Source organism: Acinetobacter sp. HZNU-JH01, from assembly GCF_037996845.1.
GTDB lineage: Bacteria > Pseudomonadota > Gammaproteobacteria > Pseudomonadales > Moraxellaceae > Acinetobacter > Acinetobacter haemolyticus.
Window position 1 is genome coordinate 54,112 of the sequence record NZ_JBBMZX010000001.1, and the last position, 12,613, is coordinate 66,724.

Below are 12,613 nucleotides of genomic sequence, written 5' to 3' on the forward strand. Positions count from 1 at the left end.
TCTCTATGTTTCAGCAAGAAATTTCTCAATTAAATCTACAACAACTCAAAGCAGGCGAAAAGCGTTGGATTGGCTCATTACTGGGATCGTCGGCAGCACTATTATTTAAAGAAATTGCGACCCAAAGTTCAAATCTATACGTCATTGTGGCAAGGAATAATCAGCATTTAGCTCAACTGGAAAGTGAGCTTGAGTTTTATGGTATTAAACCTACAATTTTCCCCGATTGGGAAATCTTGCCTTATGACCGTTTGTCTCCACATCAGGATATTGTCTCAGAGCGCTTGGCTATTTTGTCCAATATGCCGCAGAAAGGTATTTTGTTGATTTCCGCAAGTACTTTAGCCCAACGTGTTGCACCTTATTCATGGGTGGTTGGTGAGCACTTTGATATTAAAGTTGGACAAAAGCTTGATTTAGAAACACAGAAAAAACAGCTCGTACAAGCAGGGTACCGTTTGGTTGATACCGTTTACGATCATGGTGAGTTTGCTGTTCGCGGTAGCATCATGGATATTTTTGCTTCGGGACAGGAACAACCGATTCGTATAGATTTATTCGATGATGAAATTGAAAGCCTAAAATTCTTTGATCCAGAAACACAACGTACGACGGAGTCTTTGAAAAACTTTACTGTTTTACCTGCCAAAGAGTTTCCACTCAAAGAAGGCCGTTCAACTTTTAGAGATCGCTATGCTGAGAGTTTTCCAACAGCAAATCCAAAGAAAAATCCCATTTATCAAGATGTCCTCGAAGGAATTGCAACCCCAGGATTAGAATTCTATTTGCCTTTGTTTTTCGATAAGAAGGTGATGGAAGCACAAAGTATGTTCACAACATACTTACCAAAAAATTGCATTGTCATTACAAATAATGAGATTGAAGATGAGCTGATCAATTTTTGGAAAGAAGTTGTACGCCGTTATGAAGACCGTCGTCACAACATTGATCAACCGATCCTACCTCCCGAAGATTTATTTTTAATGCCTAATCATGTACTACAAGCATTAAATCAATTACCTCGTATTATCGCTTCACCTGATGTTTTAGATTTAAAATCTGGGGTGTTAAATCTTGCTTCCGAGCAACCACCTAAACTTGCAGTTGATCCCAAAAAAGAACAACCGTTTCAGGCGGTCAAAGACTATATCGATCAAATCAATTTCCCTGTTTTGTTGGTGGCTGAAAGTGCAGGCCGTAGAGAAACTTTAAAAGATGCTTTGCGATCAGTTCTAGGTGAAATCCAAACGGTAGAAAGTTTTGCTCAGTTCCAAAACGATAAACTCAAAGTTGCGATTACTAGTGCTCCTTTAGATCGTGGTTTGCTCCTAACAGATCAGTTATCTGTCATTTCTGAAAATCAGTTGTATGAACATCGGGTAGTACAACGTCGCCGTAAACGTCAGCAAGAAGTTTCTGAAGAGTTTTTGATTCGCAGTTTAACCGAACTGAGCATTGGTGCACCTGTGGTTCACATTGATCATGGTGTAGGGCGCTATGCAGGATTAATCACTTTAGAAATTGATGATCAAGACCATGAGTTTTTACAACTTGATTATGCTGATGCGGCTAAGGTTTATGTACCCGTCACTAACTTGCATTTAATTAGTCGTTACAGTGGTGGTGATCCTGATCTTGCACCATTGCACAAATTAGGAACGGATGCGTGGAGTAAGGCGAAGCGTAAAGCCTTAGAACAGATCCACGATGTGGCTGCTGAATTATTACATATCCAAGCGCGTCGTCAGTCCAAACCTGGATTTGCTTTTGAACTTGATCATATTGCATATATGCAATTTGCCAGTGGTTTTGCTTATGAGGAAACTTTGGATCAGGCAAATGCGATCGAAGCAACATTGCATGATATGCAACTTGCCAAACCGATGGATCGTTTAGTTTGTGGTGATGTGGGCTTTGGTAAAACAGAAGTTGCGATGCGAGCAGCATTTGTGGCGGTACAAAATGGGAAACAAGTCGCCGTATTAGTGCCAACGACATTACTTGCACAGCAACATTATGAGTCATTTAAAGATCGCTTTGCTGATACTGCGGTACGAATCGAGGTACTTTCACGGTTCGGTAGCAATAAAACGCATTTAAAAATTATAGAAGATTTGGCGGATGGCAAAGTAGATATTGTGGTGGGTACGCACAAAATTCTACAAGAGAATATTCAATTTAATAATCTAGGCCTCATGATTGTCGATGAGGAACACCGTTTTGGTGTTCGTGACAAAGAGCGGATTAAGGCATTGCGTGCAGATGTTGATATGCTGACCTTAACAGCAACACCTATTCCACGTACCTTGAATATGGCTTTCTCTGGTATGCGTGATTTATCGATTATTGCAACACCACCTGCACGCCGCTTAGCAGTCAAAACCTTTGTGCAAGAACACACGGATGATTCAATCAAAGAGGCCATACTGCGTGAGCTGTTACGTGGAGGTCAAGTTTATTTCCTACATAATGAAGTCGAGACGATTGAGCGTGCCGCAGAAAATATCCGTCATCTAGTTCCCGAAGCACGAGTGGCAGTTGCGCATGGACAAATGCGTGAACGTGAGCTTGAACAAGTGATGCAGCAGTTCTATCACAAAGACTACAATGTATTGGTGTGCTCAACGATTATTGAAACAGGGATCGATGTCCCAAATGCCAATACGATTATCATCGAACGCGCAGATAAGTTGGGACTTGCACAATTACACCAATTACGCGGTCGTGTAGGTCGTTCACATCATCAAGCTTATGCTTACCTACTTGTCCCATCTATTAAGCATCTCAAAGGTGACGCAGAGAAACGCCTAGATGCAATTCAACGTGCTTCGACTTTAGGTGCTGGTTTTATGTTGGCGACCGAAGATTTAGAAATTCGTGGAGCAGGTGAGTTATTGGGTGAACAACAAAGTGGTTCAATGCAGGCAATTGGTTATAGCTTGTATATGGAAATGCTTGAGAAAGCGACCAAAGCCATTCAAAAGGGTAAAACACCTAATTTCGATGCGCCATTGTCATTAACTGCTGAAATCAATTTGCATATGCCTGCATTGATTCCTGATGAATATTTGGGAGATGTACACCAACGATTATTATTCTATAAGCGTATCAGTAACACCGATAGCCAAGAGAAACTTGATAATATTCGTATGGAGTTGATTGATCGTTTTGGTATTCCACCACAACCGGTGAAACAGCTGTTTAGCGTACATCAGATTCGCTTAAGAGCAGAACAGTTAGGAATCACCAAAATTGATATCAATAGTAATGGTGGTTATATCGAATTTTCACCAGATACACCAGTGCAAGCGATCAGCATCATTCAGCTTATGCAGAAAAATCCGACCTATTATCGGATGGAAGGCGGACAGCGTTTGAAAGTGACTGTGCAACTTGCAGAATATGATAAACGTATCCAGTTTATTGTCGATTTGTTGAATAAGTTGCTCAATGAATTGAATGTATAGCTTAAAAAACATGCTTTATTTTAAGTAAAGGTAAAATATCAATGATTCCTCCGATAATAAGTGAGGAAAATCATTGTTATTTGTAATCAAACGACTGATGAAGAATACTCACATCAGAACTGATGTGATAGTATTGATCATCATTATTCTGCATCATTTATAAAGATATGTTTAGTTTGCATCCACAACTTGCTCAAGATACATTTTTTGTAGGCGACTTCCCGCTTTCAACATGTCGTTTAATGAATGATATGCAATTTCCTTGGTTGATCCTTGTACCTCGTGTACCGGGTGTTACAGAACTTTATGAGCTAAGCCAAGCAGATCAAGAACAATTCTTACGTGAATCTAGTTGGTTATCGAGCCAACTATCTCGCGTATTCCGTGCGGATAAAATGAATGTTGCCGCTTTAGGAAATGTTGTACCACAATTGCATTTTCATCATGTTGTACGTTATCAAAATGACGTGGCATGGCCTAAACCAGTTTGGGGAACAGCAGCAGTACCATACAATAGCGATGTACTTGCACATATGCGTCAGACGCTGATGTTAGCATTACGTGGACAAGGCGATATGCCGTTTGATTGGCGCATGGACTGATCCAAAAATAGAAGAATAACAGTATTCTATAATAAAAAAGGAGGATAGAGTGCCGCTAGATAGGTTGATTGATAAAGAACCTAGACAGTTCGCATATTTTCATCGTTTGATGGGGTATTCGATCTTGTCACTTATTTTGGTAATTTATACATTTACCTCATCGACTGCTAACTATCAACTTTATATCCTCCCTTTATTATTGATTTATTTTTTGCTTTGTCCGCGCTTGGAAAAATGGCTGCAATACAAATACGATAAACAAACTGAGAAGAACGTATTTTTTGCCAATGAAGCAATCATCGTAGCAATTATTTTAGCCGCTTTACATCTGAGTCTAGTTCCAACTTTTGTTATTCTATTTGCCTTATTGTATGTTGGATTAAACAATAAAATCTCCTTAATGGTTTCTTGTTTAATTGGGCTGATCGGTGTTATTACCTTTTATTTCAGTACTTTCTTCATCTTTGGTGCTGAGCAATATTTTGAACCTACTAATCCAGAGTTGACTGTAGTGAGTTTGCTTGGGTTAATGGTTTTTATTGTGATTGGTAACTATTACCAGCATCGTCGTCTTAATATCCTCGGTCAACAGCGTCAGCATTATCATAATCAAATGACGCGTTATATTGCTTTTGCGAATCAGCTGAGTCGTTATGCACCACTGCAGTTATGGCAATCCATTATGCGTGGTGAGGCTGAAGCAAAAATTGAATATAAACGTAAAAAACTAACGATCTTCTTTTCTGATATCCAAGGCTTTACAGAGCTTTCAGAAACGCTGATTCCTGATGATTTAGCATTCTTGCTCAATGACTATTTAAGTCATATGACTGAGATTGCGAAGCAGTATGAGGCCACTGTTGATAAATTCATGGGAGATGCAATTTTAATCTTCTTTGGTGACCCGAACTCACAAGGAACAGAGCAAGATGCAAAATCCTGTGTAGAAATGGCGATTGCGATGCGTCAGCAAATGAAATTGCTACGTGAGCGATGGAAGAAAATGGGTTATCCAGCATTGCACATCCGGATGGGGATTAGTACAGGTTATTGTCACGTGGGTAACTATGGTGCTTCACATCGTATGGCTTATACCATTGTAGGTCGTGATGTAAACTTGGCGGCTCGTTTGCAGTCAGCTGCTGAAGTTGATGAAATTTTAATTGCAGATGACACACATCAACTGATTAAAAATGAATTTTTATGTGTACCTAAAGTGCCAATTTATTTAAAAGGGATTCAAGGTCCTGTTAAAACTTGGCAAGTGATGGAAAAATTCACTGGTAAGAAATCGGATACACAAAAATGGTTTGATTACGATTACAAAGGCTTCCATCTGGTATTAAATTTGGAAGAAGTACAGAATTATGAATATCCTGAACTTGTTGAAATCTTGGAAATGATGATTGATCGAATCAAGACTCAACAAAAGATCACCAATGCGCAGGGTGTTCCAAGGTTAAGTTTGGATGATGAAATAAAACCTTAACTTGTTAATACCCATAAAAAAACCTCATTGTATTATGATCTGACCCCAATAAGTTGGACGGTTTGATTAAGTCGCTTTTAAGGACTGGGTTCTGTACTGTACAGGACTCAGTCCTTTTAATTTAACCTTGATTCTTTCATGGTTATAATAGTGTATATATTCTTTCACTGTCTGTTCTAGTTCATCAACTGAATTAAATTTCTCTCCATAGAAACATTCAGATTTAAGTATGCCAAAGAAGCTTTCCATCACTGCATTATCCAAGCAGTTTCCTTTACGTGACATACTTTGTGTTAAACCATGCTGTTTCAATTGTTGCTGATAATGACGCATTTGGTATTGCCAACCTTGGTCTGAATGTAAAAGAGGCTTGTCATCGGGCTTGAGCTTACCTAACGCAGTGTCTAGCATGTTTTTGACTAGAGCATAATGTGGTCTGCGCTGGGTTTGAAATGCAATGATTTCTCCATTGAATAAGTCTATGACTGGAGATAAATACAATTTTTCACCACGTACATTAAATTCTGTCACATCCGTAGCCCACTTCAGATTTGGTTGATCCGCTTTAAATTGACGTTGTAATACATTGTCTACAATCTTACTCACTTGCCCTTTGTAAGAGCGATATTTCATCACCCTGATACGTGATTTAAGCTGCATAGACTGCATCAGCCGTTGAACACATTTATGGTTGATGATTCGTCCCATATTCCTTAAGGCAAGCGTAATCCTACGATAACCATATCGTCCCTTATGTTGATGATAAATCGCCTTTATTTGTTGTTTAAGATCACTATATTTATCTTCAAGTTTGCGTTGCTGTTCATGATAAAAATAGGTGCTTCGGGCCATTTGAGCTGCATGCAATAAATGCTTTAGCTCATGATCTTGCCTTAATCCTGATATAAGTTCTGCAAACGCTGCTGTTCGGCTGCTTCTTTTGCTTCTTGTTCCAGTCTTAAGGCTCTCCGCTTTTTTAAAAGTGCAACCTCAGCTCGTAGATATGCAAGTTCTTCAAGCAACTGTTCCTGTGTTTTATCGCGATCTGCTTGAGAATATTGAGTTCTGGTTCTTTGCGGCTTTGGCATCTGTTTGGCTCGTCCTTTAGGTTTGGCTTTTAAGCCATCTATACCATATTCATGATATAGATTTAACCATTGCAGAATGGTTGCTTTTTCTCTGATATGAAACCGTTGTGAAGCCTCTTTAGCTGAAAGTCCTTCATTTAAAAGGCTTTGTACAACTTGAAATTTAAATTCTTGAGAATAGTGGGATTTAGTGGTTTTTACACTTAAACCTGAAATACCATATTGTTCAAAAGCTGTAACCCATTTCTGAACATCCATATGGTCAACACTAAATTTTTGACCTGTAGCAGCCTTTCCAAAACCGGATAAGTAGTACTGGACAACCTCAAGTTTAAATTCTTGAGAATATTTAGCCATAGAAAAGCACCCTTCAAATTAGACTAAAAGTGTCCAACTTTCGGGGTGCAGTTCATTAATGAGGTTTTTTTATTTTTGAAAGTCAGTTAGTGATTTTCAGAAGCATGATTGATGGTGTATTTAGGAATCTCAATCTCTAGATCCTCGTCAACCACTATAACTTGACATGATAGGCGAGAGTCGGGCTCAAGTCCCCATGCACGGTCAAGTAAATCAGCCTCAACGTCATTCATTTCTTCTAAGCTATCAAAGCCTTTACGAACGACTACATGGCATGTCGTGCAAGCACATGACATATCGCATGCATGTTCAATTTTGATGCCTTGCTTAAGTAAGCTTTGGCACAAATTAGCATCTTGTTCTACTTCAAATTCTGCACCTTCAGGGCAAATTTGTGCATGAGGAAGAACTTTAATACGTGGCATATTGATCACCTATACCTTTAGTTTGAGTTTGACCAATCTTCAAGTTTTGTACCTTTTAAGGCATGGTCAATATGTCGGTTCATGCGAAGTGCAGCAAAGGCATCGCTGTGAGTTTTAAGTTGCTGAACAGCGTGTTCAATCGCTTCGAGTTCATCTGTTTTCAGACGAGCTTTTAACGCTTCAGCGGCAAGAATTAAATCACGTGCTTGCTGCTGAGAAAGTAAATCTTTATCTACTTTCAATGCTTGTTCTAAGGCTTCAAGTTCACGTTGCGCTTCAACTTTGGTTTCTTGCAAATGACGAAGATTTTTGTCTTCTTCAGCATGCTGGAAACCCTCTACTAACAATCGCTCCGTGTCAGCTGCGGATAAACCATAAGAGGGTTTTATATCAATCTGCGCTTGTACACCAGAAGTTGTTTCTTTTGCAGATACGGTGAGTAAACCATCAGCATCCACTTGGAAGGTAACTTCGATACGAGCTTGACCAGCAGTCATTGGAGGAATGCCATGTAACACAAAGCGTCCAAGAGAGCGACAATGCTCAACGAGATCTCGTTCACCTTGTACTACATGAATCAACATGGCAGTTTGCCCATCTTGATATGTGGTAAATTCTTGACGTCGTGCAACAGGAATCGCTGTATTGCGAGAAATTAAACGCTCAACTAAACCACCCATTGTCTCTAATCCAAGAGAGAGTGGGGTCACGTCTAGCAATAGTGAACCATCTTGACTATTACCAATCAATTGATTGGCAGTAATAGATGCACCGATTGCAACAACCTCATCTGGATTGATCGTACATAACGGTTCGCGCTTAAATAATTCACGTACTGAATTTTGTACAGCGTAAGAGCGAGTTGAACCACCAACTAACACAACATGTTCGATATCATCTAATTCAAGTTTGGCATCACGTAATACGCGTTTACATACACTTGCGGTTTTATCGAGTGCAACTTGAATAATTGATTCAAAAGTTTGGCGATCTAAAGTTAGACGATCATCTAATAACTTTAATTCAGTTGATTCGTGATCCGTTAAATATTCTTTGGCTTGACGCGCAGCAACCACGAAAACAGCATATTCTTCATCACTTAGTGTCGTGATGTTGAGCTGTTTTTTTGCCCATTTTACGATTAAGCGATCAAGGTCATCACCGCCTAAGGCAGTGTGTCCGCCTGTCGCGAGAACTTCAAAAACACCTTGTGAAAAACGTAATATTGATACGTCAAATGTGCCACCACCTAAATCATAAATCACATAGTTTCGATCGGTACTTAGATTGGTTTCTTGATCAAGACCATAAGCGACTGCTGCGGCAGTTGGTTCATTGAGTAGGCGTAAAACATTCAATCCTGCAAGTTGTGCAGCATCGCGTGTTGCTTGACGTTGAGCTTCATCAAAATAAGCAGGAACAGTAATCACCGCACCATTTATGGGATTATTTAGACTCGCTTCTGCACGGTCTTTCAGTTGTTTTAAAATTTCAGCCGAAACTTCAACTGGTGTTTTTCGACCAGCAATAGTTTCAAAAGCAGGCATTTCATTTTCTGCACCAACAAGTGTGTATGGGTGCTGAAACTTAATATCAGCTTGCGAACGACCCATAAAACGCTTTACAGAGACAACAGTGTTTTTGGGGTCAGTCAACATAAATGGTTTGGCTTCATAACCAAACGTAGTTGAGTCTTTCGCATAGTGAACAATAGACGGTAAAAGAACTCTGTCTTTGTCATCTTGTAGAACTTTCGGTTTTCCCGATAGCACTGTCGCCACTAAAGAGTGGGTTGTCCCTAAGTCGATACCGATCGCAATACGATGTTGATGCGGTGCGGTTGATTGACCAGGTTCAGCAATTTGCAAAAGTGCCATGCGTGAGATATCCCTTGAAAATAATCAGTAACAGCGGATTAAAAATCATCATCTAGATCAAAGCTTTCTTCTTCATCTAGCATACGATCTTCAGCTTTATCAATATCATTCATTACACGTTGGAAAAAACGTAATTTACGAACGGTATCTCGAGCTTCAGCCCAATCTTCATCGGCATAATCTAGTTTAAACTCTCGAATTAAGCCATCAATCCATTGCTGCACTTCGATTTTTAATGTCCGAAGTTGATCGGGCGATGCGGCTTCATCGAGTTGTTCGCGCATTTCAAGTGCCGATTGTAAGAACTCAAAATCACTAATGGACTGATCGAGGTGATGATCCTGCTTTTTTAAACTCAGCAAATATGCAGCGCGGCTATCAACCTGTGAAAGCACTTTATAGGCTTGATTGATGTCGCTAGACATAATCAAAGCTTGATCTTTATCACTCGCTTTGTCTGGATGATATTGCTGTTGCAAACTTAAAAATTGCTTTTTTAAAGCTGCTAAATCGATATCGAGTGCTTCTGGTAATTGGAACAACTCAAAATGATTCATGGGAGATGAATTCCGTTTTAAATCCCTCTCAACCTTCTTTACAAAAAAGGAAGGGCTTCACAAATTAAATGATGCTATATCATTTGTGGAAGTCCCCCTGTAAAAGGGGGATTCAGAGAGATTTTTGACTTTAGATAAAAATTGAATGATTAAACAGTAAATGATTCACCGCAACCACATTCACCTTTTTGGTTTGGGTTGTTAAACTCAAAACCTTCGTTTAGACCATTTTTTACATAGTCCATCTCTAAACCTTCGAGATAAACTAGGCTTTTTGGGTCTACAAAAACTTTGACACCAAATTGCTCAAATACTTCATCATGTGTGTCGACATCATCGACAAACTCAAGAACGTAAGCCAATCCAGAACAACCCGAAGTTTTCACACCAACACGAATGCCTTCACCCTTACCACGATTTTGCAGGTAATTGCTGATGTGAGTCGCAGCATTTTCAGTTAAATGGATCATGAAAACTCCAATGTATCTTCGGTAATCAATTAAGCTTTCGCTTTTTTGCCACGATAGTCTTCAATCGCAGCCTTAATTGCATCTTCAGCCAATACTGAACAGTGAACTTTTACTGGTGGAAGCGCAAGCTCAGTTGCAATATCAATATTCTTGATTGCTTGAGCTTCATCAAGCGTCTTACCTTTTAACCATTCGGTTACAAGAGAGCTTGATGCAATTGCAGAACCACAGCCGTAAGTTTTGAAGCGAGCTTCTTCAATTACACCATTATCATCAACTTGAATCTGTAAACGCATAACGTCGCCACAAGCTGGTGCACCCACCATGCCAGTACCTACATTTTCTGCATTTTTATCCAAAACGCCTACATTACGAGGGTTTTCGTAATGATCAATTACTTTTTCACTATAAGCCATGTCGCTTCTCCAAACCTCGGGGTCAGCCTAATATTAATATGAGGGTTTAAACGCTATTTTCAATGAAGAATTCAATGAATTAGTGTTCAGCCCATTCAACTGTAGAAAGGTCAATACCTTCTTTATACATATCCCAAAGCGGAGAAAGTTCGCGTAGTTTCTCTACAGCAGCTTTGGTGATTGTTAACACGTGGTCAATATCTGCTTCAGTCGTGTATTTACCAAAACTAAAACGGATCGAGCTGTGCGCTAACTCATCAGACAAACCTAAAGCACGTAAAACGTATGATGGCTCTAAAGTTGCAGATGTACATGCTGAACCACTAGATACAGCAACATCTTTGAGTGCCATCATCAATGATTCACCTTCAACAAAGTTGAAGCTGACATTAAGATAGTTTGCAACGTTGTGAGTCGGGTGACCATTCAAGAACACTTGTTCAAGGTCTTGTAAACCATTCCAAAGTTTGTCACGTAATTTGCGAATACGTTCTTGTTCTGCTTGCATCATTTTTCCAGCAAGCTCAAACGCTTCACCCATACCAACAATTTGATGAGTCGCTAAAGTACCAGAACGCATACCACGTTCATGACCGCCGCCATGCATTTGCGCTTTTAAGCGAACACGAGGGCTGCGACGAACAAATAATGCACCAATTCCTTTCGGACCATAAATCTTATGACCAGAAAAACTCATTAAATCAACCTTCATCGTAGAAAGATCAATTTCTACTTTACCAGCAGCTTGAGCAGCGTCGACATGGAAGAAGGTCTTGTTTGCGCGGGTGAGTTCACCGATTGCAGCAACATCTGTTACTGTGCCAATTTCGTTGTTCACCATCATTAGTGATACAAGGATAGTATCTGGACGTAAAGCCGCTTGAACTATTTCTGGGGTAATTAAACCAGTACGTGGTTCTGGCTCTAAATAAGTAATCTCAAAGCCTTGTTCTTCAAGTTCACGGCAAGTATCTAACACTGCTTTGTGTTCGATTTTACTTGTAATGATGTGTTTGCCTTTAGAACCGTAGAATTGAGCAATACCTTTTAATGCTAGGTTATCCGATTCAGTCGCACCCGAAGTCCAAACGATCTCACGAGGATCTGCTTTGATAAGATTTGCAACTTGTTCACGCGCATATTCTGCTTTTTCTTCAGCTTGCCAGCCATATGCATGTGAGCGCGACGCAGGGTTACCAAAAGTCCCTTCGAACGTTAAACATTCCATCATACGTTCTGCAACTTCAGGCAGTACAGGAGTGGTTGCTGCGTAATCTAGATAAATTGGACGTTTCATGTCAAATACCTGTAACCGATAGAAGGGCTGAATCTAAACTTGGTGAGTTCTGACGTAACGCAACAGTTTGAACATTGTCACGCGCAATCAGGTCAGCAAGAGTGATTTTCGCAAGATAATCGGCAATATGGTGGGAGAGGTCTTGCCATAAGTCATGCGTTAAACACATTGCACCATTTTGGCAGTTACCTTTATGGTCACAACGCGTTGCATCGACAGTTTCATTTACGGCTTCAATGATTTCTAGCACAGTAATTTCACTTGCATTGCGTGCAAGGTGATATCCACCATTTGCACCGCGAACGCTTGAAACTAACCCGTGACGCTTAAGTTTTGCGAATAACTGCTCTAAATAAGCGACTGAGATGGATTGGCGTGCTGCTATTTCCGCAAGCGTGATCGTTTGTTCAGTTGGCTGCAAAGCTAAATCAAGTAGAGCAGTCACTGCGTAACGACCGCGAGTTGTTAGGCGCATGATTCGATACACATGAATAGACTAGATGTCTAAATTTTATGAATTCCGACTAAAATAGTCAAGTTTTTTAATTGCCATTATGCGTGTGAAAAG

The 12,613-nt window shown here is 39.9% G+C and carries 11 protein-coding genes; 3 read left to right on the plus strand and 8 right to left on the minus strand.

Annotated elements, in window-relative coordinates; all coding sequences use genetic code 11:
- Positions 1–5: 5 nt before the first annotated feature.
- The 3 genes from mfd (at position 6) to AAC851_RS00280 (ending at position 5,558) form a co-directional block, all read left to right on the plus strand.
- Positions 6–3,467 (plus strand): transcription-repair coupling factor, encoded by a 3,462-nt coding sequence (gene mfd, locus AAC851_RS00270; protein WP_340600306.1) that lies wholly within the window; start codon positions 6–8, stop codon positions 3,465–3,467.
- 167 nt (positions 3,468–3,634) lie between these two features.
- Positions 3,635–4,069: an HIT domain-containing protein gene (locus AAC851_RS00275; RefSeq protein WP_004639438.1), complete on the plus strand. Its 435-nt coding sequence runs from the start codon at positions 3,635–3,637 to the stop codon at positions 4,067–4,069.
- Between the two features lie 49 nt (positions 4,070–4,118).
- A complete protein-coding gene (locus AAC851_RS00280) occupies positions 4,119–5,558 on the plus strand; it encodes an adenylate/guanylate cyclase domain-containing protein (RefSeq protein WP_005082689.1) in 1,440 nt (479 codons plus the stop codon).
- Positions 5,559–5,624: 66 nt separating this feature from the next.
- Here the strand turns inward: AAC851_RS00280 and AAC851_RS00285 are convergent.
- The 8 genes from AAC851_RS00285 to AAC851_RS00320 all read right to left on the minus strand — a co-directional run bounded on the left by AAC851_RS00285 (position 5,625) and on the right by AAC851_RS00320 (position 12,520).
- Positions 5,625–7,003 (minus strand): IS3 family transposase gene (locus tag AAC851_RS00285; RefSeq protein WP_340600307.1). Its coding sequence is split into 2 segments (ribosomal slippage): positions 5,625–6,473 and positions 6,476–7,003, totalling 1,377 coding nucleotides; the frame shifts between segments, so codons are not numbered across the junction.
- 86 nt (positions 7,004–7,089) lie between these two features.
- The gene (fdx, locus tag AAC851_RS00290) at positions 7,090–7,428 is read right to left on the minus strand and encodes an ISC system 2Fe-2S type ferredoxin (RefSeq protein ID WP_004639436.1); all 339 of its coding nucleotides are present in this window, start codon (positions 7,426–7,428) and stop codon (positions 7,090–7,092) included.
- 17 nt (positions 7,429–7,445) lie between these two features.
- Positions 7,446–9,305, minus strand: a complete 1,860-nt coding sequence (gene hscA / locus AAC851_RS00295) for a Fe-S protein assembly chaperone HscA (RefSeq protein WP_005082691.1) — start codon at positions 9,303–9,305, stop codon at positions 7,446–7,448.
- 38 nt (positions 9,306–9,343) lie between these two features.
- Positions 9,344–9,862, minus strand: a complete 519-nt coding sequence (hscB, locus tag AAC851_RS00300; protein WP_005090085.1) for a Fe-S protein assembly co-chaperone HscB — start codon at positions 9,860–9,862, stop codon at positions 9,344–9,346.
- A 149-nt stretch (positions 9,863–10,011) separates the two neighbouring features.
- Entirely contained in the window at positions 10,012–10,332 is a 321-nt protein-coding gene (gene iscA / locus AAC851_RS00305; protein WP_005082695.1) for an iron-sulfur cluster assembly protein IscA, read from the minus strand.
- A 29-nt stretch (positions 10,333–10,361) separates the two neighbouring features.
- Positions 10,362–10,748, minus strand: coding sequence for a Fe-S cluster assembly scaffold IscU (gene iscU / locus AAC851_RS00310; protein WP_004639432.1), 387 nt, complete (start codon positions 10,746–10,748; stop codon positions 10,362–10,364).
- 79 nt (positions 10,749–10,827) lie between these two features.
- Entirely contained in the window at positions 10,828–12,045 is a 1,218-nt protein-coding gene (locus AAC851_RS00315) for an IscS subfamily cysteine desulfurase (RefSeq protein ID WP_340600308.1), read from the minus strand.
- Between the two features lies 1 nt (position 12,046).
- Positions 12,047–12,520, minus strand: a complete 474-nt coding sequence (locus AAC851_RS00320) for an Rrf2 family transcriptional regulator (protein ID WP_004639430.1) — start codon at positions 12,518–12,520, stop codon at positions 12,047–12,049.
- Positions 12,521–12,613 lie beyond the last annotated feature (93 nt).

Excerpts from the sequence above, each read along its gene's own strand:
- iscU (WP_004639432.1), bottom strand. The coding sequence starts at position 10,748 with ATGGCTTATAGTGAAAAAGTAATTGATCATTACGAAAACCCTCGTAAT.
- hscA (WP_005082691.1), bottom strand. The coding sequence starts at position 9,305 with ATGGCACTTTTGCAAATTGCTGAACCTGGTCAATCAACCGCACCGCAT.
- mfd (WP_340600306.1), top strand. The coding sequence starts at position 6 with ATGTTTCAGCAAGAAATTTCTCAATTAAATCTACAACAACTCAAAGCA.
- iscA (WP_005082695.1), bottom strand. The coding sequence starts at position 10,332 with ATGATCCATTTAACTGAAAATGCTGCGACTCACATCAGCAATTACCTG.
- AAC851_RS00315 (WP_340600308.1), bottom strand. The coding sequence starts at position 12,045 with ATGAAACGTCCAATTTATCTAGATTACGCAGCAACCACTCCTGTACTG.
- AAC851_RS00275 (WP_004639438.1), top strand. The coding sequence starts at position 3,635 with ATGTTTAGTTTGCATCCACAACTTGCTCAAGATACATTTTTTGTAGGC.
- fdx (WP_004639436.1), bottom strand. The coding sequence starts at position 7,428 with ATGCCACGTATTAAAGTTCTTCCTCATGCACAAATTTGCCCTGAAGGT.
- hscB (WP_005090085.1), bottom strand. The coding sequence starts at position 9,862 with ATGAATCATTTTGAGTTGTTCCAATTACCAGAAGCACTCGATATCGAT.
- AAC851_RS00320 (WP_004639430.1), bottom strand. The coding sequence starts at position 12,520 with ATGCGCCTAACAACTCGCGGTCGTTACGCAGTGACTGCTCTACTTGAT.